Annotated in this window: 17 protein-coding genes, 1 tRNA gene and 1 riboswitch; of the genes, 8 read left to right on the top strand and 10 right to left on the bottom strand. The window is 73.6% G+C overall.

The window, feature by feature from the left end:
• The first annotated feature begins 102 nt into the window (after positions 1-102).
• Together ACZ402_RS17550 and ACZ402_RS17545 are read left to right on the top strand one after the other, a co-directional pair.
• Positions 103-1,593, top strand: coding sequence for an NAD(P)/FAD-dependent oxidoreductase (locus ACZ402_RS17550; protein WP_375826048.1), 1,491 nt, complete (start codon positions 103-105; stop codon positions 1,591-1,593).
• A 143-nt stretch (positions 1,594-1,736) separates the two neighbouring features.
• Positions 1,737-1,810, top strand: a tRNA-Leu gene (locus ACZ402_RS17545).
• Between the two features lie 6 nt (positions 1,811-1,816).
• Here ACZ402_RS17545 and ACZ402_RS17540 read toward each other — a convergent pair.
• From ACZ402_RS17540 to ACZ402_RS17530, 3 genes are all read right to left on the bottom strand, one after another.
• Positions 1,817-2,218 (bottom strand): VOC family protein, encoded by a 402-nt coding sequence (locus ACZ402_RS17540; RefSeq protein ID WP_375826049.1) that lies wholly within the window; start codon positions 2,216-2,218, stop codon positions 1,817-1,819.
• 115 nt (positions 2,219-2,333) lie between these two features.
• Complete coding sequence (locus tag ACZ402_RS17535; protein WP_375826050.1) at positions 2,334-2,978, bottom strand: alpha/beta hydrolase; 645 nt, start codon at positions 2,976-2,978, stop codon at positions 2,334-2,336.
• Positions 2,975-3,901, bottom strand: a complete 927-nt coding sequence (locus ACZ402_RS17530; protein ID WP_375826051.1) for a VOC family protein — start codon at positions 3,899-3,901, stop codon at positions 2,975-2,977. The genes ACZ402_RS17535 and ACZ402_RS17530 overlap by 4 nt, the downstream gene beginning before the upstream one ends.
• 88 nt (positions 3,902-3,989) lie before the next feature.
• Positions 3,990-4,114, top strand: a riboswitch (TPP riboswitch).
• Here ACZ402_RS17530 and ACZ402_RS17525 point away from each other — a divergent pair.
• The 3 genes from ACZ402_RS17525 to ACZ402_RS17515 all read left to right on the top strand — a co-directional run bounded on the left by ACZ402_RS17525 (position 4,105) and on the right by ACZ402_RS17515 (position 6,636).
• Positions 4,105-4,857 carry a TenA family protein gene (locus ACZ402_RS17525; RefSeq protein WP_375826052.1) on the top strand — a complete coding sequence of 251 codons (753 nt, stop codon included), beginning with the start codon at positions 4,105-4,107 and terminating at the stop codon, positions 4,855-4,857. Its footprint overlaps the riboswitch before it by 10 nt.
• Before the next feature lie 104 nt (positions 4,858-4,961).
• Complete coding sequence (locus tag ACZ402_RS17520; RefSeq protein WP_375826053.1) at positions 4,962-5,525, top strand: helix-turn-helix domain-containing protein; 564 nt, start codon at positions 4,962-4,964, stop codon at positions 5,523-5,525.
• Between the two features lie 124 nt (positions 5,526-5,649).
• Positions 5,650-6,636 (top strand): DUF6882 domain-containing protein, encoded by a 987-nt coding sequence (locus ACZ402_RS17515; RefSeq protein WP_375826054.1) that lies wholly within the window; start codon positions 5,650-5,652, stop codon positions 6,634-6,636.
• Between the two features lie 91 nt (positions 6,637-6,727).
• Here ACZ402_RS17515 and ACZ402_RS17510 read toward each other — a convergent pair whose 3' ends face one another.
• The 5 genes from ACZ402_RS17510 to ACZ402_RS17490 all read right to left on the bottom strand — a co-directional run bounded on the left by ACZ402_RS17510 (position 6,728) and on the right by ACZ402_RS17490 (position 15,175).
• Positions 6,728-7,333, bottom strand: a complete 606-nt coding sequence (locus tag ACZ402_RS17510; protein WP_087469679.1) for a ClpP family protease — start codon at positions 7,331-7,333, stop codon at positions 6,728-6,730.
• Positions 7,333-7,971, bottom strand: coding sequence for a ClpP family protease (locus ACZ402_RS17505; protein ID WP_375826055.1), 639 nt, complete (start codon positions 7,969-7,971; stop codon positions 7,333-7,335). The genes ACZ402_RS17510 and ACZ402_RS17505 overlap by 1 nt, the downstream gene beginning before the upstream one ends.
• 101 nt (positions 7,972-8,072) lie before the next feature.
• A complete protein-coding gene (locus ACZ402_RS17500; protein WP_375826056.1) occupies positions 8,073-14,090 on the bottom strand; it encodes an Ig-like domain-containing protein in 6,018 nt (2,005 codons plus the stop codon).
• 225 nt (positions 14,091-14,315) lie between these two features.
• The gene (locus ACZ402_RS17495; protein WP_375826057.1) at positions 14,316-14,564 is read right to left on the bottom strand and encodes a hypothetical protein; all 249 of its coding nucleotides are present in this window, start codon (positions 14,562-14,564) and stop codon (positions 14,316-14,318) included.
• A complete protein-coding gene (locus ACZ402_RS17490; RefSeq protein WP_375826058.1) occupies positions 14,561-15,175 on the bottom strand; it encodes an ArsR/SmtB family transcription factor in 615 nt (204 codons plus the stop codon). Before ACZ402_RS17490 ends, ACZ402_RS17495 begins: the two co-directional genes overlap by 4 nt.
• A gap of 121 nt (positions 15,176-15,296) precedes the next feature.
• Here ACZ402_RS17490 and ACZ402_RS17485 point away from each other — a divergent pair, with 121 nt between their 5' ends.
• A complete protein-coding gene (locus tag ACZ402_RS17485) occupies positions 15,297-16,142 on the top strand; it encodes an oxygenase MpaB family protein (RefSeq protein WP_375826059.1) in 846 nt (281 codons plus the stop codon).
• 34 nt (positions 16,143-16,176) lie between these two features.
• On the opposite strand, the gene ACZ402_RS17480 is transcribed toward ACZ402_RS17485, so the two are convergent.
• On the bottom strand, positions 16,177-16,716 hold the full coding sequence (locus tag ACZ402_RS17480; protein WP_375826060.1) for a MarR family winged helix-turn-helix transcriptional regulator: 540 nt from the start codon (positions 16,714-16,716) through the stop codon (positions 16,177-16,179).
• Between the two features lie 101 nt (positions 16,717-16,817).
• Between ACZ402_RS17480 and ACZ402_RS17475 the strand changes: the two genes are divergently transcribed.
• Complete coding sequence (locus ACZ402_RS17475) at positions 16,818-18,050, top strand: MFS transporter (protein WP_375826061.1); 1,233 nt, start codon at positions 16,818-16,820, stop codon at positions 18,048-18,050.
• Positions 18,051-18,062: 12 nt separating this feature from the next.
• Here the strand turns inward: ACZ402_RS17475 and ACZ402_RS17470 are convergent, their stop codons facing one another.
• Complete coding sequence (locus tag ACZ402_RS17470; protein ID WP_375826062.1) at positions 18,063-18,554, bottom strand: MarR family winged helix-turn-helix transcriptional regulator; 492 nt, start codon at positions 18,552-18,554, stop codon at positions 18,063-18,065.
• A 113-nt stretch (positions 18,555-18,667) separates the two neighbouring features.
• On the opposite strand from ACZ402_RS17470, the gene ACZ402_RS17465 reads away from it, so the two are divergent.
• Positions 18,668-21,862, top strand: a complete 3,195-nt coding sequence (locus tag ACZ402_RS17465; RefSeq protein ID WP_375826063.1) for an efflux RND transporter permease subunit — start codon at positions 18,668-18,670, stop codon at positions 21,860-21,862.
• The last annotated feature ends 583 nt before the right edge of the window (positions 21,863-22,445 follow it).

Here is a 22,445-nt window from a genome sequence, read left to right as displayed (position 1 = left end):
ATGTCGGGTCTGCCCTCCCCGCGGGGCGAGCGTGGGGCGCGTCACGCCCGTCTGACGGACGCTCCGGCTCGCCTGTGCCGCAACCGGTAATACTCTGGAACCATGCCTCAGAATGACCTGACCTCGGTCAGCCGTGCCCAGACCGCTTCGCCGCGGCCCCGCAAGGTGCCCCGCGTCGTCGTCCTCGGCGGCGGCTCCGTGGGTCTGTACGCCGCGCGCCGACTGCGCAAGAAGCTCGGTCGCCGCGAGGCGGCGATCGTCGTCGTCGACCCGCGCCCGTACATGACGTACGCGCCCTTCCTCCCCGAGGCGGCCGCGGGCTCGATCGACGGACGCGACGTCGTCGCGCCGCACCGCCGCGCCCTCAAGGGCGTCGACGTGCTCCAGGGCAAGGTCGTCTCGATCGACCACACTGACCGCCGTGTGACGATCCACCCGGAGGAGGGCGACGACTACTCGGTCACGTACGACCACCTGATCGTCGGCCTCGGCTCGGTGTCGCGCACGCTGCCCATCCCGGGCCTGGCGGAGAACGCGATCGGCTTCAAGAACGTGGAGGAGGCCATCGCGGTCCGCAACCACGTGCTCAACCGCATGGACGTCGCGTCGTCCACGTGGGACGAGGGGCTGCGTCGCCGCATGCTGACGTTCACGTTCGTGGGCGGCGGGTTCGCGGGCGTCGAGGCGATCGCCGAGATCGAGGACATGGCGCGCTACGCGACCCGCAACTACGCGACGATCGAGGAGAAGGACCTCCGCTTCGTCATGATCGAGGGCGCCGGGCGCATCCTGCCCGAGCTCAGCGAGCCCATGGCGGGCTACGCGCTCGAGGAGCTGAAGAAGCGCGGGATCGAGTTCCACCTCAACACGTTCCTGTCGTCGTGCGTGGACGGCCACGTCGTCACGTCGACGGGCGTGGAGTTCGACTCCGACACGATCGTGTGGACCGCGGGCGTCAAGGCGAACCCGGTCATCAAGGAGGCGTCCGACCTCCCCGTGGACAAGATGGGCCGCGTCACGGTGCTCCCGACGCTCCAGGTCGCCGACGCCGACGGCAACGTCGTGCCGAACGCCTGGGCCGCGGGCGACTGCGCCGCCGTCCCCGACGTGCTCAACCCGGGCAAGTTCTGCCCGCCGAACGCGCAGCACGCGATCCGCGAGGCCACGCGCCTGGCCGACAACCTCGCGCTCGAGCTGCACAGCGAGAAGCCGGTCGAGTACCGCCACAAGAGCGTCGGTACGGTCGCGTCGCTCGGCCTGTACAAGGGCGTCGCGGAGCTGTTCGGCGTGTTCAAGCTGCGCGGCGTGCTCGCGTGGCTCATGCACCGCAGCTACCACGTCATGGCGATGCCGACGGGCAACCGCAAGATCCGCATCTTCATCGGCTGGATCGGGCAGTTCCTCCTGGGTCGCGAGCTCGTGTCGCTGGGCTCCCTGCACGACCCGCGCGCGGAGTTCCGCGCCGCGTCGGTGCCGCCCAAGAAGGACGGCGAGCCGGTCAAGCAGACCGCGCAGGGCTCGGCGGCCGCGGCGGAGTCCGGCACGGGCACCGTCGACGCCGACGAGAAGGTCCCGGCCGCCAAGGCGTCCTGACCCCCTGCCGGGCACGGCCCGGCACCCTGCCCGACGCCGAGGGGCGAGCCGCACGAGCGGCTCGCCCCTCGGCGCGTCCCGGGCGGAGCGTCGACCGGCCCGACCGGCCCGGCCGCACCGCGGTCGCGGTAGATTCGGGCCGCGCCCCCATGGCCCAACTGGCAGAGGCGGCCGGCTTAAACCCGGCGTGTTCCGGGTTCGAGTCCCGGTGGGGGCACCGACGTCACGAGAGCCCGGTCGGGCCCTCGGGCTCGGGCGGCGGCGCGGCCTCCTGGCCGAGGACCACGACGGTGCCGTCCGGGTCCTGGACGCGCGCGACGCGCTCGCCCCACGGCTGGTCGGTAGGCGGCTGGAGCACCGGCACTCCGGCCGCGGCGAGGTGCTCGACGGCCCGGTCGCAGTCGTCGACGTACACCCACAGCGCGGTGCGCGCGACGCCGGCGGGCATCGTGCCGTCGTCGAGCCCGATCCCGAGCGGCGAGCCGCCGACGTGCACGCTCACGTACACGGGCGGGCCCTCGTCGGGGAACGCGTACTCGACGGTCCCGCGCAGCAGGTCGCGGTAGAAGACGAGCGACCGCTCCACGTCGGCCACGGAGAGGATCGGGAAGAGGCTGCGGAACATCGGCCTGGCTCCTCGGTGCGCACGGCTGGGTGCTCCCATCGTGCGCGCCCGGCGCCGGGCCCCCGCCCCGGACCTGTTCCGCCCCGCCGTCGGGGTCGGCCGCCCGCGCCTGCGGTCAGGCGGCGGTCCGCCCCAGGGCGTCGTCGAGGAACGCCCGGACCTCGGCGAGCTCGCGCGCGTCGATGCCGTGCGCGAGGCCGGGGTAGACGCGCTCGACGAGCGTCGAGCGGCCGGGCAGCCACGCGGCCGTCCGCTCGATCGCGTGCGGCGCGATGACGCGGTCCTCGGCACCGCGGCCCCAGAACACGGGCGGCCGGGACGCGGCGAGCGCGGCGTCGGCGGGCTGCTCCGCGCCTTGGACGAACCCGCCGAGGACGACGGTCGCCGCCACACGCTCGGGGCGCGTGCGCAGGAGCTGCGTCGCCATGAGCCCGCCCTGGGAGAACCCGACGGGGACGACCTGCCGCTCGGGCCCGAGCTCGGCGTCGACCCAGGCCCAGGCGGCCTCGGTCGCGCGCGCCACGGGCTCCGGGTCGGGGTCGCCCGGCGTGACGATCGGGAACCAGGCGAAGCCGCCGTGGGGGAGGGGGAGCGGGGCGCGCAGCGAGACCCAGGGCGCGCCCAGGTGCGGGCCCAGGCCCGCGAGGTCGTGCTCGTGCGAGCCGAACCCGTGCAGCAGCACGACGACGGGCCCCGCGGTGGTCGGGTCCGCCGGGTCCGCGTCGGACCGGACCGCGACGAGGGTGGACGGGGCGCTCATCGCGCGAGCAGCTCGTCGGTCGTCGTGCCGGGCACGGCCAGCGTGACGCGCGTGCCCCACGGGTCGTGCACGACGACGGAGCGGCCGTCGTCGGCGTGCTGCAGGCCGCGGGCCCGCAGGCGGGCGACGAGCGCGTCGAGGTCGTCGCGGCCGGGGACGGTGACCGCGACGTCGCCGAGCCCGAGGCTCGCGGCGCGCGGGCCGGCGCCGGCGCTGTTCCAGACGTTCATCGCGACGTGGTGGTGGTACCCGCCGGCGGACGCGAACAGGGCGCCGCTGTACTCGGTGACCGTGGCCTCGAACCCGACGGCGTCGACGTAGAAGTCGTGGGCGGTCGCGATGTCGCCGACCTGGAGGTGGACGTGCCCCACGCGACCGGCGAGCGCGGGCCCGGCGTCGAACGTCTCCTGGTCGAGGTGCGTGCGCAGGTACGCGTTCGGGTCCAGGTACTCGGTCGCCATGACGATCTGGCCGCGCTCGCGGACCCACGTCTCGCGGGGGCGGTCGGTGTACAGCTCGACCCCGTTCCCCTCGGGGTCGGTGAAGTAGAACGCCTCGCTGACGAGGTGGTCGCTCGACCCGACGAACGCCCCGCGACGGTCCTGCGCGGCCCGGTAGACGGTCGCGGCGAGGCTCGCCGCGTCGTCGAACAGGAACGCGGTGTGGAACAGGCCGGCCTGACGCCGGTCGACGGCGGGCAGGCCGGGCGTGTGCACGAGCCGCAGCATGGGCGTCGTGCCGCGGCCGAGGACGCGGTGCACCTCGGTGCCGCGCGAGCGCTCCTCGAGCGGGGCCAGCGCGAACGCGCCCGTGTAGTAGGACGTCATCTGCTCGAGGTCGCCGACGCGCAGCGTGACGGCGTCCATGCTCGTGGACGGGGACAGGAGGCGGTCGGTCGCCGCGCCCGGGGTGCTCGTGGTCATGTCTGCTCCAACTTGTTGTTGCTACAACTATATTCCACACGTCGCCGGACGCTCCCGGCGCGGGCCGCGCTTCCTTGCTAGGGTCGCGGCGAACCACGCGGGGCGTCCCGCCCGGGCAGCCGGGCCGAGGGACTGAGACGAGCGGTACGGCCGCCCGGACCCGTCGAACCTGATCTCGCTAGCACGAGCGGAGGAACGTGGGCATGACGACGCCTGCTGCCATCACCCTGAACCCTGTCCTCGCGGACGACCCGACCGCACTCGTCCGGCCGGGGGAGACCGGCTTCACGGTCGACCTCGCGCGCCGGTACGCGCACCTCTTCGACGAGTTCTACGACCACCCGTTCCTCGCCGGGCTGCGCGACGGGTCGGTCGAGCCGGCCGCGGTGCGGCACTACGTCGGCCAGGACCACCAGTACCTCACGGCGTACCTGCGCTGCTACGGGCTCGGCATGGCGCTCGCGCCGGACCGTGACTGGGCCGCGTACTTCCACGAGAAGGCCGGGTTCCTGCTCGACGACGAGTCGCACGCGCACCACGCGATGTGCGACTTCCTCGGCGTGACGTACGAGGAGGCGCAGACGAACCGCCTCGCCCCGAGCGCGCAGGCGTACGTCGACCACATGCTCGCCGCGGGCCGCGACTCCCTCGGCGTGCTGCTCGCCGCGCTCCTGCCGTGCCCGTGGACCTACATCTGGTCGGCGCGGCGGTTCTGGCTCGCCGAGCGCGAGACGACGCCCGGCGCGATCGCGGACGACCACCCGCTCGCGGGCTGGTGGGAGTTCTACGCCGCCGAGCGCACCGAGGGGGTCCTGGCCGACCTGCGCGAGCGTCTCGACGCGCTCGCCGCCGACGCGGGCGAGGCGGAGCGCGCCCGCATGGAGCGCGCGTTCGAGCTGAGCTGCCGGCACGAGATCCGGTTCTGGCAGATGGCGTGGTCGCTCGAGCGCTGGTGACGTCCCTCCCGGACCGGTGAGGCCCGACGTCGGGCCTTACGCCAGCAGCAGATCCTCGCCCGGGTGCCTCGGCACCCGGGCGAGGGCGCGGGTAGCGTGACCGCATGGACACGACGAGCGCGGTGCCGGGCCCGGTGCCGATCGCAGTGCCGAGACCGGCGCCGGACCCGGTGCCGAGAGCGGTGCCGGACGCAGTGCCGGACGCGGTGCCGGACGCGGTCCCGGCGAGCCCCCGGTCCCGGAAGGGCGGGCGGCCGGAGCCGCTCCTGCGGCACGTCATCGGCGGGATCCTCCGGCGGGCCCGGCTCGGGCAGGGGCGGACGCTCGTGGACGTCGCGGCTGCCGCACGGGTCTCGACCGCCTACCTGTCCGAGGTGGAGCGCGGCCGCAAGGAGGCGTCGTCCGAGGTCCTGGCCGCCGTCTGCGGCGCCCTCGGCCTGCGCCTCGTGGACCTCGTGGCCCGCACGGGCGAAGAGCTGCGCCCCGTCGCCCCGGTGCGCGTGCTCTCCTCCGTCCGGGAGCGCGGTGCGCCCTCCGCGCCCCGGCACCCCGCACCCGCCGGCGAGCCCGTGCGCGACCTCCCGGTCGCGCGCACCACGCTCGCGAGCCCGGCGCTCGCGGCGCGGCCGACCCCGCGCGCCGCCGACGTCCTGCTCCTCGCGGCCTGAGCCCCGCGGGGCCCGCCGCACCGGCTGACGCGCGGCCGGCGCCGGGCCGGCACCTGGCCGGCTCCTGGGCGGCACCGCGTGTCGCGCCCCGGCGCGGCGAGGCGGGCGCCGCTACCGTCGAGGGATGACGGAGCCGCAGACCGCGCACGGCACGGCAGAGCAGACCGCCCCGGCCCTCCAGGAGCTCGTCGACGACGCCGCGTTCCTCTCGCACGAGCACCAGCTCCACCTCGTGGACCGCCACGGCGACGACGCGTGGGGCGCCGAGATGGCCACGGGGACGTTCACCTTCACCGCGCCGGACGGCGGGACGACGACGTGCCGGCTCCAGTTCCTCGGCACGGCCGCGCCCGGCCCCGGGAGCTGGATGTGGGCGTGGAACAACGTCAACGACTTCCCCGAGGACGTGCTGCGCGCGGCCGAGAAGACCCGCGAGACCGGTCTGCGCGAGGCGACCGACGCGGAGCTGCCGCTCGCCGACGACCTCCCGTACCGGCTCGCGCTCGCGGCGAAGGCCGTCACCGGTTCCTGGACCCACTACAGCGGTCCCGTCGGTGGCGGGACGCGCGCGTGGTTCCTCCTCGACGCCGACGACCTCGCGCTGCCCGCTCCGAGCGTGCCGCGCGTCGTGCGGGTGCTGAGCGAGGGTCTGCTGTCCGTCACGGTCGTCGACCACCGGCGGGCGGTCGCGTCGTACGCGGCCGCGCGCGGCCTCGGGACGACGGAGGGCGACGGCGCGGTCGAGCTCGCCGTGCCTGACGGGAGCGTGACCGTCCGGTTCGACGAGCGCGGGCGGATCGCCGCCATCGAGGCGACGGCACGCCCGGTGGCCGGGCCGGCGCGCGCCCCCGAGCCGGCAGCAGCGGGACCGGACGCGGGTGCGCCCGGGGCGGACACCGCCGTCGAGCCCGTCCCGGCTCTCGACGCGCCGGAACCTGACGCGCCGGGAGCGGAGACTCCGGAACCTGACGCGCCGGGAGCGGAGACTCCGGGACCTGACGCGCCGGGAGCTGAGACTCCGGGACCTGACGCGCCGGGAGCGGAAGCCCCGCGCCGGGCCGATCCCCCGCAGGAGACACGGCGCCGTTCGTGGTTCCGGCGGCGCGGGTAGCCCCGCGAGGCCCCTCCGCGAGTGCTGCGCCCCGGGCCGAGAGATGCGTCTCCGGGTGCATCCCTCGACCGCGGGTGCAGCGCTCGACGCCTCAGGCGGCCGCGGCGAGCTTGCGCGACGTGACGACGGCGTCCGCGACGCCGTACTCGACGGCCTGGCGCGCGGTGAGCACGAGGTCGCGGTCGGTGTCCGCGCGCAGGCGCTCGACGGTCTGCCCCGTGTGGCGGGACAGGACCTCCTCCGTCTCGGACCGGATCCGCAGGATCTCCTCCGCCTGGATCGACAGGTCGGAGATGGTGCCCTCGCCGCCGCCCGAGGGCTGGTGCAGCAGCACGCGCGAGTGCTCGAGCACGAACCGCTTGCCCGGCGTCCCCGCCGCGAGCAGCACGGCCGCGGCCGAGGCCGCCTGGCCCATGCAGATGGTCGACACGTCGCAGCGGACGAACTGCATCGTGTCGTAGATCGCCATGAGCGCGGTCGCGGAGCCGCCGGGGGAGTTGATGTACAGGCCGATCTCCTGGTCCGGGGCGTCCGACTCCAGGTGCAGGAGCTGCGCCATGACGACGTTCGCGACACCGTCGTCGATCTCCGTGCCGAGGAAGACGATGCGCTCCGACAGGAGGCGGGAGAACACGTCGAACGCGCGCTCCCCGAGCGGCGTCTTCTCGACGACGGTCGGGATCGTGTAGCTCGCCATCACAGACCCACCTTCCGGGCCGCGCGGGCGGGACGGACGTCGTCGACCGACTCGACGATCCGGTCGACCATGCCGTACTCGAGCGCCTGCTGCGCCGTGAACCAGCGGTCCCGGTCGGAGTCGTCGGCGATGGTCTCGACGCTCTGCCCGGTGCTCTCGGCGGTCAGCCGGTGCATGAGCCCCTTGGTGTACACGAGGTTCTCGGCCTGGATCGCGATGTCGACGGCGGTGCCGCCGATGCCCGCCGACGGCTGGTGCATCATGATCCGCGCGTGCGGCAGCGCGAACCGCTTGCCCGGCGTCCCCGCGCAGAGCAGGAACTGCCCCATGCTCGCGGCGAAGCCCATCGCGACGGTGGAGACGTCGTTCGGGATGAGCCGCATCGTGTCGTAGATCGCGAGCCCGGCGCTCACCGAGCCGCCGGGGGAGTTGACGTAGAGCGCGACGTCCGCGCGCGGGTCCTCCGCCGAGAGCAGGAGGAGCTGCGCGCACAGACGGTTCGCGACGGCGTCGTCCACGGCCGTGCCGAGGACGACGATGCGCTGGTGGAGCAGCCGCGTCGTGAGCTGGTCGTCGAAGGACGACGACGCCGGGGCGGCGGCCTCCGCGTGCGGTGGGCGTGACGTGTACGTGGTCATGGGACCACCGTGGCCCGGGAGAGGCTCGGACGGGCGGGTGATCTGCCGTCGGCTCATTCGCCGACGGCAGATCAGGCATCGTCAGAACCGCGCAGCACCGGTCAGAGATTTGGCCAAGACGTCCGGTCGACAGTGACCCCGTTGGCCGGGCTGAGGGTGACCCACACGGTATGGGTACCGCCGCCGCGGTTGCCGAGGATGCATCCAAGGTCGACGTAGCTGCCGGCGTTGAGCCGCACCGGCCACGCGTAGCTGCCGACCTGACCGTCCTGCGTATAGCACTTGATCTCGTAGTTGCCAGAGGGGAAGGTCGCGTTTGCGTTGACGCGGAATACGGTGCACATGTGGCCAACGCAGTTGCCTTGACCGGGCTGGGTGTCCCGCTGCGGTCCGCGCGTCACCCAGACCCTCGGCGGGTCCGGGGGCGAGTCCGTGCTGTGCGTTGCGTAATCGCTCCACGAGCCGCAGCCCGCGGCGTTGCACGCCTGGGCACGCAGCCGGAACGACTGCCCGTAGTCGGTACCGACGTTGACGGTCTGACCCGTCCCGCTCGACCCGCCCTGGATCTGCCAGTTGTACCTCGACACTGCGTCGCCGCCGTTCGACGACGGAGCAGAGATGGTGAAGCGGCCCGACGTCGCGTTCACGCGCGAGGCGGAGACACCCGGTGTGCCTGGTTTGCCGTACGCGCGTGCCTGACTGGATGCAGGGCTGGACGTCGAGGTCCCGCCCGCGTTCGTCGCGGTCACGGTGAACGTGTAGGTCCCCGCGGGCAGGTCCGTGAAGTCCACCGAGGTCCCGGCCACCCGCTTGGTGGCGTTGCCCGGTGATGCCGTCACGGTGTAGCCCGTGATCGGGCTGCCGTTGGCGTCGGCCGCACCCCACGACACGCGCGGGATGCCGCTGCTCTGCGACGACGACCCGACGTTCTGCACGCTGGGCCTCGGCGGTGCCTCGGGGCGGCCGAACGGCACGACCGCGGCGGACTGCGGGCTCTCCGCCGTCACGCCCGCCTTGTTCTCGGCCGTCACGGTGAACGTGTAGGACGACTCGTTGTCGAGCCCGGTCGCCTTGTGGCTCGTCCCCGTGAGGGAGAGCGGGGCGCCGTCGCGCGCGCCGTTCTTGTAGCGCTGCAGGCTGTACGCCTTGATCGCGTCGCCGTTCTCGAACGGCTGCTCCCACGCCACGTCGATGGACCCGCCGTTGAGCGGGGAGTCGGACGCGCGCTTCGCGGAGGGCGTCTTCGGGACGTCCGGCAGACCCGCCGGGATCTCCTCGGCGGAGTACTCGCCCCACTCCGAGGGGTCGGGCGCGAGGTTCACGGCCTGCACGCGCACCCGGTACGCGATGCCGTTCTTGAGCCCCGTCCAGACGGTCTGGTTCCCGGTGAGGGACTGCATCTGGATGGCGCCGCTCGGCGGCGCCGGGGAGATCTCCAGGTTGACGGTCTCGATGGGCGAGCGGTCGGTGTAGGTCTTGTTGGTCCAGGTGACGGTGAGGGACTGGTCGCCGAACTCGAGGGTGGGTGCGGCGGGCGGGTCGGGCTTCTCGTCGGGGCGGGCCTCGGCCGAGGGCGGGGAGGCGGGTCCGTCGCCGACGGCGTTGGTCGCGTAGACGGTGAAGGTGTACTTCACGTTGTTGGTGAGGCCGTCGAGGGTGCAGGTGGTGGTGCCGCAGGCCTTCTCGTAGCCGTTCTGGGAGCGCACGGTGTAGCCGGTGATGTCGGCGCCGTTGTTGTTCGGCGGGTCCCAGGACAGCACGACGGTCTTGGAGCGGACCTCGTCGACCTGCGGGGTCGCGGGGGCCTCGGGCTTGCCGAGCACCTTGACCTGGACGCGACCCTCGACCATGCGGTCGGCGTCCTTCGTCGCGTCCTGGATGCGGTACGTGACGACCATGACGCCGACGTAGTTCTCGGCAGGGGTGATCGTCACGTCGTTCCCCGCGTAGGAGACGTCGCCCTGACCCGTCTCGACACCGGCACCCACGATCTCGAGGGGCGTGTCGGGGAAGGGGTTGGCGTCGTTGGCCAGGACGTCGATCGTGGTGGCCTTGCCCTGGTGGGCGTCGTCGACGGTGTCCTGGTTGGCGCGGGCGAGGGGTCGGGTGGAGGCCACGACGGTGAGGGTCGCGCTGCCCTCGACCGGGGGGTGCTCGCCGTCGGTGACGGTGATCGGGACCTGCACGACCGAGCCCTTGGGCACGTCCGGGGAGGCCTGGGCGTGCAGCGTGCTGCCCTCGACCGTGACGGTGATGCCCTGCGCCTGGCCGGTGGCCTTGAAGGTCAGGGAGTCGCCGTCGGGGTCGGTCGCGAAGCGCGCGAGGTCGACCGAGGCCTCCTCGCCCGCCGCCACGTCGAGCGTCGGCGTGGAGAGCTCCGGCGGCAGGTTCTCCGGCGGGACCACGCTGATCGGCAGCGTGAGCAGCGCCGTGCTCCCCTCGGGGTCGTCGGGGCCGGAGCCGTCGGTCACCTCGAAGGTGACGGCGGCCGGCCCGACGTAGTCGGCGTTCGACGTGTAGACGATCTCGGTGGTCGAGGGCACCTCACGGGTCCCCTCGAGCGCGGTGACCTTCTCCTCGGTCGTCAGGCGGGGGGTCCTGCCCTCGACCACGAGCACGTAGTCCGTGATGTCGATCGTCAGCGGCTCGCCGCTGACGACCTCGAGCGGCGTGATGCCCGGACGCAGGGTCGGTGCCTGGTCCGTCATACCCGGCACCTTGACGAAGGCCTTGGCGGTGAGGCCGTCGACGTCGGTGACGGTGTAGGTCACGACCTGGCGGTTCTCGGTGAGGGTGATGACGAGCTCGCCGGCGTCGGTGACGGTGGTGGTGGTCGCGTCGGTGGTGACGGTGAGCTCGGTCGCGGCGCCGTCGGGGTCCTCGTCGTTGTCCAGGACGGGGACGGTGACCTCGGTCTTGCCGAGGATGTCTTCCACGGGCACGGTGTCGTCGCGGGCGACGGGGGGCAGCAGGGGTGCGTCGGCGGCGACGTTCACGGTGACGGCGCCGGTGGCGCGGGCGCCGTAGGTGTCCTGGACCTGGTAGTAGAAGGTGTAGGCGCCGTCGGCGTCGGGTGAGGTCAGGACGATGCGGTCGGTCACGACCTCGGCGTCCAGGTCGTGGGTGTCCTCGATGCCGCCGGGGACCAGGCCGACCTGGTCGCCGTCGGGGTCGGTGTCGTTGGCCAGGGCCGCGACCGAGACCGTGCGCCCGGGGCGCACCGTGATCTCGTCGTCCACCGCGACCGGGGCCTGGTTGGTCTCGGCGGGCCGGGCGATGCCGACCTGGACCGTCCCGACGGCGGTGGCGCCGCGGGCGTCGAGCACGGAGTAGGTGAACGTGTCGTGCCCGGTGGCGTTCTTGGACGCCGCGTACTCGATCAGTCCGTCCACGACCCGGGCGGTGCCCTTGGCGGCGGGGGTGGCGATGCCGGTGACCTGGACGGAGTCGCCGTCGGGGTCGATCCCGTCCAGGGGCACCGCGATGCGCACGCTGGACCCGGACAGCACGCGGGCCTCGATCTCGCGGGGCTGCGGGGGTGCGTTGTCCTCCCCGTCGCGGATGCGGATCGTGACCTGGGCGGAGTCCTCCTGCCCGTTGACGTCGCGCACCCGGTAGATCGCGTACGCGGTCCCGGCCTCGGGGCCGGCCTTGAACCGCAGCGTGTCCTCGGAGACGAACGCCTCGCCCAGGGCGGGGTCCACGTCCTGCTCGAGCTCGGGCTGCAGGAACAGCTCCAGCCCGTCGGGGTGGGTGTCGTTCTTCAGCACCGGGATCGTCACCACGTCGCCCGCGTGCACCGTGACCTCGTCCGCCGCCGCCTGCGGCGGCTGCAACCGCGTCGGCGCCGGCACGGGGATCACGCGCACCTGGCCGGTCGCCGTCTCGGTGCCGTTGGAGGCCGTGTACTCCACCGTCACCGGCGCGTCCAGGCGCCGGATCTCGGTGACCCGCAGCATCTGGTGCGCCAGGATCGCGACCGACACACCGGCGTCGGCCGGGACGCGCACGGACTGGACGACGAGGACGCCGCCGGCGGGGTCGGTGTCGTTGGCCAGCACGTCGACCAGGGTCGACCCGCCCGCGGGGAGCAGGGCGGTGTCGGTGACCACGATCGGGGCGCCCGCGGCCTCGGACGGGGGCAGGACGTCCACGCGCACCAGACCCGTGGTCGCGTTCGGTCCGTCGGTCACCTGGTAGGTCAGGTCGTACGACCGCGGCTCCATCGACACGAACGTGAACGTCCCCGCGTCATAGTTCGGCGTGATCTCCGCCGGCGCGGACTCCGAGACCGACGCCAGCCGCAGCTCGTCGTCGTTCGGGTCGGTGTCGTTGCGCAACGGTTCCACCGTCACCGGCTGACCCGCCGGCACCACCACGTGGTCGTTCACCGCCACCGGCGGCTGCGGACCCGGCACCACGTCCACCAGGAGCTTGCCCTCGAAGGACAGCTCGCCGTCGGAGACCAGCAGGGTCACGATCTTGCGGCCGGTGGAGCCGCCGCCGTCGCGGAACTCGACCGTGCCGTCCGGGCGCGAGCGCACGTCGTCACCGGCCACGGTCGCCGCGGCCGAGGCGAGGTAGAGGTCGTCGCCGTCGGGGTCCTTGAAGTACGGCAGCACCTTGATCGTCGCGCGCCCGCCCTGGGCCACCCGCAGCACCGGGTCACCCGTCTGCTCCGGCGGCGCGTTCTCCCCCCAGGGCGACACCTTCAGCGTGACGCCGGCCTCGGCCACACCCCCACGACCGTCGGCCACCGAGTACCGGAACGTGCCCGTGCCCTGCGCGTCCTCGGGCACCACCGCCTGCAGCGCCGCACCACCCATGATCGCCTGCACCGTCGCGTTGCCCGGCGAGTCCCCCGCCAGCGACGCCGTCATCACGTCCCCGTCCGGGTCCACGTCGTTGCCCAGCACCGGCAAGATCGTCGTACGACCCGGACGCACCCCGAACGAGTCGTCCTGCGGCTGCGGCGGCTTGTTCGGCTGCGAACGGTCCGCGATGAACTGATCCACCTGCTCCGGGTTCGTCAGCTCCGCGTCGGACTCCTCACCCTCGGCCTCCTCCGGCAACTGCACGTCCCAGTCGTCGACCTTCTGGTACTCGTCCGCCGCCATCCACAACGTCCCCGCCGACAGGTCGTTCAGCACGATCACGCGCCGGTTCACCCGGTACTCCAGGCGGGTCTGCGGGTCCAGGCCCTCGAGCCGCTCGTCGACGTCCCGACCCGTGCCGTCGCAGTCACGGATGACCTGACCCGTCGAGGCCCACGCCCCGTACGTGCACGCGCCGAGCTGGACGGGCGCCGCCGGCACGCCCTGCGCGGCACGGCGCTGCGCGTCGCCGCCCTTGAGCGGCTGGGAGACGAGGGCGTCCGTCGTGGCGACCACGACCACGTCCGAGGACTGCGACGGCTGCTGCAGGCGCGCGTCCCCGCCCCCCTCGATCGCCACGCTCTTCCCGCCGGGCAGGATCAGGTGGGACGCGGACCGGTCGAGCACGACGGGCCGGTCGCCGACCGCGGTCACCTCGACCTCGGCGCCCTTGCCCACGGGCAGCGCCGCCGAGGAGGCCTCGCCGTCCACCGTGCCCTTGGACGTCGTCGCCACCGTCCACAACGTCCCCGTCGACGGGATCGCTGCGAACACCGTCCCGTCCTGCGACACGGTCAGCGCACCCTCACCGCCGACCTCGGCCACGGGGTCGAGCTTCTCCGCGTCGAACGACGTCGCCCCGTCGAACGGCAGCACCCACAGCAGGCCCTCCTCGCCGTCGAGGATCGCCGTCGTCGCACCGCCGGAGACGACCTGCGCCCCCGCCGGCAGACGGACCTGCCCGTCCAGCTTCAGGTGCGCGACGTTCACGGGGGACGCGGAGCTCGTCCCGGTGTCGTCCAGCAGCACACGGCCCGCGTCCTGCTGCACGTCGAACGACGCGCTGCCCGCGTTCAACGTCCCGTCCATCGCCTGGGACTCGTCGTTGAACCGACCCAGCAACCCGGCCGACGACTTCGTCACCCACACGCCCGAGTCGTTCAGGTCCACGTCCGCCGTGGCCTCGCCCTCGTAGAACAGCGCCATCCCCACCAGCGCCGTCGAGAACACCGACACGGTGCTCACCGACGCGACGGTCCGACGATGCTCGCGGATGCTCGAGAGAAGGCCCACCAATGCTCCCTAAGTACGTGGTCGGGGCACACGGGACCGCGTCATCCTGTCGAGCCGGGATGGCGAGAGAGGGGGAGACGCGCGTCTGTGCCCACAGAACGCCCCGTCGAGGGTAACCGAGTGGTCGGGAGTGCCGACATGGGGACCACTCCCCATGCGGGTGGAATCTCCGGATGTTCAGGGCAGAAGGGATGCTCGCGACACAGCGGCGCGGTCGCGGGTGTGCTCCGCCGCGGCGTGGAGCGCGTCGGACGAGGGGGCCGACGTCGTCTCCGGGGCGACGGCGAGCCGGTCGCGCCGCGCGTGCGCGCGCGCCGCGGCGCGGCGGCGGCCGAGGTCGCTCAGCGCCGAGCCGACGACCACGAGCAGGCGGTCGGCGCCGCGCGGCTCGGCGGTGCGGGGCAGGGTGGGGGAGTACGCGCTCATGAGGGGTTCTCCTCGCCGTCGATCGTGGGAAAGACGTTGAAGTGGATCTGCACGGGCCGCGCGCCCGGCGCCTGCTCCTGGCCCTGGAACCGGTGGAGCGTCGCGTCGAGCGCGTCCCAGGCGTCCGCGACCTCGTTCATCTGGTCGGCGGTGAGCCACATGCTGGCGGTCGTGAGGCGTGCCCCGTCGAGCCACCGTGTCGGGAGCTCCGAGGAGCGCTCCAGGAACGCCTGGATCTTGCGGGCGCGGGCGTTCTCGAACTCCCGGCTCACCATCGCGGTGGCGAGCGTGGTCGCCGTGTCCTCGGTCTCGTCGGGCGTGCTCACGGTGAACCCGCCCGGCGGGCGTTCCCACCACCGCTCCCGCGCCGTGCCGCGGCCCGCGACCTCACGGACGAAGCCGTGCCGGGCGAGCTGGCGCAGGTGGTAGCTCGTCGAGCCGCTGGACTCGCCGACGAGGTCGGCGAGGCGGCTGGCCGTGAGCGCGCCGTGGGTGGAGAGCAGGTCGAGGATCTGCACCCGCAGCGGGTGCGCGAGCGCCTTGAGCTGCGTCGGGCCGAGCGCCGGGTGGCGTTCGGTGCTCGGGGGTGTGGTGTCGCCGTCGGTGCTCATGGCACGAGAGTAGCCATGCAAAGACACCTTTGCAAGAGTTTTTTTGCAACGAGTTCTTGGGACGCGTTGCGAGGCGAGGCGCGAGGGGCGAGGTGCGGTGCGAGGTGCGAGCATCGGTCGCATGGCCCACGTGGTGGAGCGGGTGCGCGGGGCGACGGAGCGCGCGATCTTCCTCCGGGTCGCGGGCCCGGACGCGACCGCCACCAGGGCGCGCATCCACGAGACACCGGGTCCGCGCTGGTTCGACCGGGGCTCGCCGGTCCAGCGCGTGCACGGCGACGCGTCGATGTTCGTCGGGGGGCTGCGCGCCCTGCTGCTGCAGAGCCTGCACCCGCTGGCCATGGCGGGCGTCGCCGCGCACTCGGGCTACCGGGGTGACCCGTGGGGCCGCCTCCAGCGCACGTCGACCTTCATCGCCGTGACGACGTTCGGCACGGCCGACGACGCGGAGCGCGCGGTCGCGGCGGTCCGCGCGGTCCACGAGCGCGTCCGGGGCCGGGCGCCCGACGGTCGCCCCTACCGCGCGAGCGACCCGGAGCTGCTGCGCTGGGTCCACGTCGCGGAGACCCAGAGCTTCCTCGTCGCGCACCAGGCGTTCGGCCGGCACCCGCTCGACGCGCAGGGGTGCGACGAGTACGTCGCCCAGGCCGCCGTCGTCGGGCGCGCGCTGGGGGTCGCGGACGTGCCACTGACCCGTGGGGAGCTGGACGCGGCGGTCGAGGAGTACCGGCCGGCGCTCTCGCTCACCCCGTCCGCGCTCGACGCCGCGCGGTTCCTGCTCGTCGAGCCCCCGCTCCCGTGGCCCGTGCGCCCGGCCTACGCCGGGCTGGCCGTCGCCGCGCGCGAGTCGCTGCCCGCGTGGGCGCGCGCCGGGATGCCGCGGGTGCGCGGCCTGCCGGCGCGGTGGGCGCGGCCCGCCGGCGCCACGGTCACGCGGCTGATTCGCTGGGCGCTCCCCGCCCCGTGAGGTCGCGCCCACCGTGCGGGCTCACGGTTGGCGGTCACGGCCCGTCGCGCCGTCGGCGGTAGGCGTCGAGGTCGCCGTTGAGGCGGCCCAGCAGCTCGGCGAGCAGCGCGCGGTCCAGGCGGGACCAGCCGCCCAGCACGTCGGCGTACAGCTCCGTCCGCGCGACCCGGTGCGCGGCGAGCTCGTCGAGGCCCGCGCTCGTCGGCTCGACGACGACCGCGCGGCCGTCGCGGGGGTCGCGCGCGCGGCGGACGTGGCCGGCCCGTTCGAGCGCGACGACCTGGCGGGTGACGGTGGACGCGTCGAGGCCGAGGTGCTCCGCGAGGGCGTTCACGTGCAAGGGCCCGTGCGTCCCGAGCGTGTGGAGGAGGAGGTAGCCGGAGCGGTCGAGCGTCCCGCCGCGGCGCGAGGTGCCCGGCGTCCCCGACGCGCGGGTGCGCTCGGCGCGCCGCAGGAGCTGTGCGACCTCCAGCTCGATCGCGCCGAGCACGTCGTGCGCGGTCGCGTCGTCGCGCGCCGACGGCCCGCCGGTCGGCGCACCGGACGCTCGATCGTTTCCCTCGGCAACCGTCATAGGTGTATTCTACAGATACTTACCTGTCAGATACAGATAAATGCTGCCGCCAGCCCGCTCAGGCCGCGCGGCCCTCCCCCCGACCAGGAAGTACGAACGCAGTGGCCTCCACGCGCAACGAACCGAACCGCACCGCCATCTACGCGACCGCGCTCACGGCGTTCTTCGCGATCGCCGGCATCGCGGTCGTCGACCCGATCCTGCCCGTCATCGGCGAGGAGATCGGGGCCTCGACCTGGCAGATCGAGCTCCTCTTCACGGCCTACATCGCCGTCATGGCGCTCGGCATGATCCCCGCCGTCATGGCCACCGGGCGCTTCGGCTACAAGAAGATCCTCGCGACCGGCGTCAGCCTCGTCGCCGTGGCCGCGGTGCTCGCGGCCCTGAGCACGAGCATCGGCCAGCTCGCCGCGCTGCGCGGCCTGTGGGGCCTGGGCAACGCGATGTTCTTCGCGACCGCGATGGTCCTGCTCGTCTCGCTCGCGAACGACCGCGAGTGGGTCGTCGAGCTCTTCGAGACGTGCGTCGGGCTCGGGTTCGCCGTCGGCCCGCTGCTCGGCGGCCTGCTGGGCGGCATCTCGTGGCGCGTGCCGTTCTTCGTGTGCGGCGTGTTCATGCTCGTCGCCCTGCTCGTGTCGGTGACCCGCCTCAAGGACCCGGCCGAGAAGCCCGCGCCGCTGCGGCTCGGCCAGGTGTTCCGCCTCTTCCGCAAGCCCGGCTTCCTCGCGCTCGCCGCGGTCACCGCCGCGTACAACTTCTGCTTCTTCATCGTGCTCGGGTACACGCCGGTGTTCCTCGGGCTCGACGTCGTGCCGCTCGGCCTCGTCTTCACCGCGTGGGGCGTGGGGCTCGCGGTCGGGATCCTCGTCGTCGGGCACCGGCTCGCGCACCGCGTGGGCGCGGTGCAGACGCTCGGCGTCGCGATCGTGGGCGTGCTGGTCGCGCTGGTCCTGCTGGCGCTCGACCTCGGGACCGCATGGTCCGTCGTCGTGCTCGTGGGGGCGGGCGTCTTCATGGGGATCGCGAACGCGAACCTCACCGACCTGTCGCTCGCGCTCGGCGACCCGGACCGGCGCGTGACGACCGGAGCGTTCAACCTCGTGCGCTGGGGCTTCGCCGCTCCCGCGCCGGTCATCGCGGGCCTCCTGCACCCGGTCTCCGCGACGGCCCCGTTCTGGCTGGGGGCGGGGATCCTCGTGCTCGGCGTCGTCGTCTTCGTGGCGTTCGGCCACCGGATGGCGGGCGATATCGGCGAGCGCGTGCTGTGGTCGCGCTGGAACCGCAGGGCGCGCGCCGTCGAGGGCACGCCCGAAGAGGCGCTCGGCGAGGTCTGAGCCGACGGCGCCTCAGGACCCGGGCGCGCCCTCGTCCGGCCCGGGGCCCGGGGGAGTGGCCTCGGCCGCCGCGGTGAGCGCCTCGATCCCGACGGTGAGCGCGTGCAGGTCCGCCACGTCGAGCCGGTCGAGCAGGTCCGTGAGGGGCTCGTCCTCCTGCGCCGCGATCCGGCGCACGGCCGCGGCGCCGCGCGGCGTCGCGGCGACCAGCCGCACCCGGCCGTCCTGCGGGTCGGGACGGCGCGCGGCCATCCCCGCCGCCTCCAGCCGGTCCACGATCCCCGAGAGCGTGGCCGGGGAGATGCCGAGCACCTCCGCGAGCCGGTGCGAGCTCGTCTCGCCGTCGAGCTGGAGGACGGCGAGCGCCCGGAGCTGGGGGACCGTGAGGGTCGTGCGCAGCAAGGGCTCGAGCCGCTGGGCGAGGAGCAGCTCGGCGAGGCGGCGCTGCGCGTCCTCGAGGCGCCGCGCGAGCGCCGCGCGCTCGTCGTCGGCGGGGTGGGTCACGGCGCAGACTCTATCGGTGGGAGCGGGAACCATCCCGAGATGCTTCGCGTTACGCTCACGAAATCGCGACGCCGACGTCGTCTCCCACCCGACCTGGAACCCTTGGAGGCTCCGTGTCCCGTCTCGCCCGGCTGTCGCTGGCCAACCGCGCGCTCGTCGCGCTCGCCACGGTCGCGATCGCGATCTTCGGCGTCATCAGCATGGGATCGCTCAAGCAGGAGCTCATCCCGAGCCTGCAGATCCCCACCGCCGCCGTCGTCGGCGTCTACCCGGGCTCCGCCCCGGCGATCGTCGAGCAGCAGGTGACCGTCCCCGTGGAGACGGCCGCGCGCGCCGTCAAGGGCGTGGAGGACGTCACGTCGACGTCGTCGACGGGGATGTCCGTGACGACGGTGCAGTTCGCCTACGGCACGGACATGGACGCCGCGGCCTCCCAGCTCCAGACGGCGATCACGCGCCTGCAGTCCCAGCTCCCCGAGGATGTCGAGCCGCAGGTCGTCACGGGGTCGGTGGACGACCTGCCCGTGATCCAGCTCGCCGTGTCCGGCGGGTCGGACGACGCGGCGCTGGCCGACACCGTCACGTCGAGCGTCGTCCCGGCGCTCGAGGACGTCGAGGGCGTGCGCAGCGTCGCGGTGAGCGGGATCGCCGACCAGCAGGTGACGGTCGACCTCGACCCGGCCGCGCTCGCCGCCGCCGGGCTCAGCCCGGCGCAGGTCTCCACGATCCTCCAGGACAACGGCGTCGTGATCCCCGCCGGGACCGTCTCCGAGGGCGACCGGACCCTCAGCGTGCAGGTCGGCACCGCGGTCACCACCGTCGACGAGCTCGCCGCGCTGCCGCTCGTGTCCCCGACCGCCGCACCCGGCACCGCCCCCGTGGTGCTCGGCGACGTCGCGACCGTGACCGCGGGCCCCGAGCCCGCGACGTCCTACTCGCGCCTCGACGGCGAGACCGCGCTCGCGGTCGCGATCACCAAGACGCCCGCGGGCAACACGGTCGAGGTGTCGCACGCCGTCCAGGAGGCGATCGACGACCTCTCGGGCGTGCTCGACGCGCAGGACGTGCGGGTCGAGGTCGTGTTCGACCAGGCGCCGTTCATCGAGGAGTCCATCGAGGGCCTCGCGACGGAGGGCCTGCTCGGCCTCCTGTTCGCCGTCGTCGTGATCCTGCTGTTCCTCGCGTCGCTGCGCTCGACGCTCGTCTCGGCCGTGTCGATCCCGCTGTCGCTGTTCGTGACGTTCATCGTCATGAACGCCACGGGCTACACGCTGAACATCCTCACGCTCGGCGCCATGACGGTCGCGATCGGCCGCGTGGTCGACGACTCGATCGTCGTCATCGAGAACATCAAGCGGCACCTGTCGTACGGCGAGGCCAAGGTGGGCGCCATCATCGGCGCCGTCAAGGAGGTCGCGGGCGCGATCACCGCCTCGACCGTGGCGACCGTCGCCGTCTTCCTGCCCATCGCGCTCGTGGGTGGCATGGTCGGCGAGCTCTTCCGGCCCTTCGCGCTCACCGTCGCCATCGCGATGCTCGCGTCGCTCTTCGTGGCGCTGACGATCGTCCCGGTCCTCGCGTACTGGTTCATCAAGTCCCCGCCTGTCCCGGCCGACCCCGAGGCCGCGCGCCTCGCCGGGGAGCGCGCCCGTGCGACGGCCGAGGCCAAGGAGCGCCGCGGGCTGTGGCAGCGCGGGTACGTCCCGACGCTGCGGGCGGCGCTGCGCCACCCGGCGATCACGCTCGGCGTGTCCGTCGCGATCCTCGCCGGGACGCTCGCGCTCGTGCCGCGCCTGGAGACCAACTTCCTCGGCGACACCGGACAGGACACGCTCACCGTCACCGAGTCGTTCGCGCCGGGCACGTCGCTCGAGGCGCAGGACGCCGCGGCGCGCGACGTCGAGCAGGCGCTCCTCGACGTCGACGGCGTCGCGACCGTGCAGACGACCGTCGGCACGGCGGGCGGGCCGGAGGCCGCGTTCTTCGGCGGCGGCGGGTCCCCGACGGCGACGTTCGCCGTCACGCTCGACTCGGACGCCGACGCCGTCGCGGCCCAGGAGGACGTGCGCGACGCCGTCTCCGGGCTGGGCGGGGAGTCGAGCGAGGGCATCGAGGTCGCCGGCGCGGACGCCGCGTTCGGCAGCTCGACGGTCGACCTCGTCGTGCGCGCCCCCGACACCGACACCCTCGCGGCCGCGGCCGCGGACGTGCAGGAGCTCGCCGAGGGCGCCGACGGCGCGGCGCAGGTGACCAACAACCTCGCCTCGGCGCAGTCCACGGTCCAGGTGACCGTCGACCGCGACGCCGCGGCCGCCGTCGGGCTCACCGAGACCCAGGTGGCCGGGACCGTCGCGGGGACGATGTCGCCCGCGCCGATCGGCACCGTGAACCTCGGCGACGGCCCGGTCCAGGTCCGCGTCCTCGCGGGCCAGGCGCCGGCGACGGTCGCGGACCTCGAGCAGGTCGTGCTGCCCACCGCTGCGGGACCGGTGCCGCTCACGCAGGTCGCCGAGGTCGCGGAGGTCGAGGTCCCCACCTCGATCACCCGGGTCGACGGCGAGCGCAGCGCCACGATCTCCGTCACGCCCGCCGGACAGGACCTCGGCGCGCTCACCGCCGAGCTCACGACCGCGATCGACGGCCTCGAGCTGGAGGGCGGGGCGACCGTCGAGATCGGCGGCGTCGCGTCCGACCAGGCCGACGCGTTCGCCGACCTCGGGCTCGCGCTGCTCGTCGCGATCCTCATCGTCTACCTCGTCATGGTCGCGACGTTCCGCAGCCTCTTGCAGCCGTTCATCCTGCTCGTGTCGATCCCGTTCGCCGCGACGGGTGCGCTGCTCCTGCTGCTCGCCACCGCGACGCCGCTCGGCGTGCCGGCCCTCATCGGCCTGCTCATGCTCGTCGGGATCGTCGTGTCCAACGCGATCGTGCTCATCGACCTCATCAACCAGTACCGCGAGCGCGGCCGGTCGCTCGACGACGCCGTCATGGAGGGGTCGCGCAAGCGCCTGCGCCCCATCGTCATGACGGCTGCGGCGACGATCTTCGCGCTCACCCCGATGGCGATCGGCATCACCGGCGGCGGGGCGTTCATCTCCCAGCCCCTCGCGCTCGTCGTCATCGGCGGCCTGCTCAGCTCGACGCTGCTCACGCTCGTCGTCGTCCCGGTGCTGTACACGCTCGCCGAGCGCCGCGGCGAGAAGCGCGCGGCCAAGAAGGCGGCCAAGCAGGAGGCCGCCGCCCAGGCCGAGGCCGACAAGGCCGAGCAGTCCGAGAAGGCCGCCGCCCAGCCCGTTGCGGAGGGGTAGCCCGCCGAGGTAGAGCCCTGGTCCGCCGCCGAGGTAGAGCCCTGGTCGGTCGAGGTAGAGGTGTGGTCGGTTTCAGGCCCGCGGGGTCGGGTCCGCGGTGGGGGTGGGCTCGGTGCTCGGGGCTGCGGCGCCGTCACCGTGGTCGTTCGGGCGTGGGTTCTAGGAGCGCCGCTTTGACGCCCTTTCGCATCCGAGCCCACCCCCACCGCTCGGCCGTCGCGGCACCCTGGCCCGGGCTCGCCCGAGCCAGCTCGCCGACGTAGACCCGTGGTCCGCCGAGGTAGGCCCGTGGTCTGCCGAGGTAGGCCCCGTGGTCCGCCGAGGTGGGCCCGTGGTCCGCCGAGGTAGAGGCATGGTTCGACGACGTCCGCTCGCACTGCGTTGCAGCGTCGCCGTCGGCCGTCGGCCGTCGGTCCGGTCGCCCGGGAGGCGCCGGTTGGCGGCCTCGGCCGAACCGACACCGCGGGCGGTCGCCCGAGGTGGGCCAAGACCAGGGTGAGACGACGCCGGGCGGGGTGGGTGGTGGTGCCGCGTCGTGGCGGGCCTGGCGGGAGCGACGCGAGGAACGAGCGGCGCGGATGGT

The sequence above is a fragment of the Cellulosimicrobium sp. NPDC030954 genome (assembly GCF_055571305.1).
This window is presented reverse-complemented; position numbering and strand designations above follow the sequence as displayed.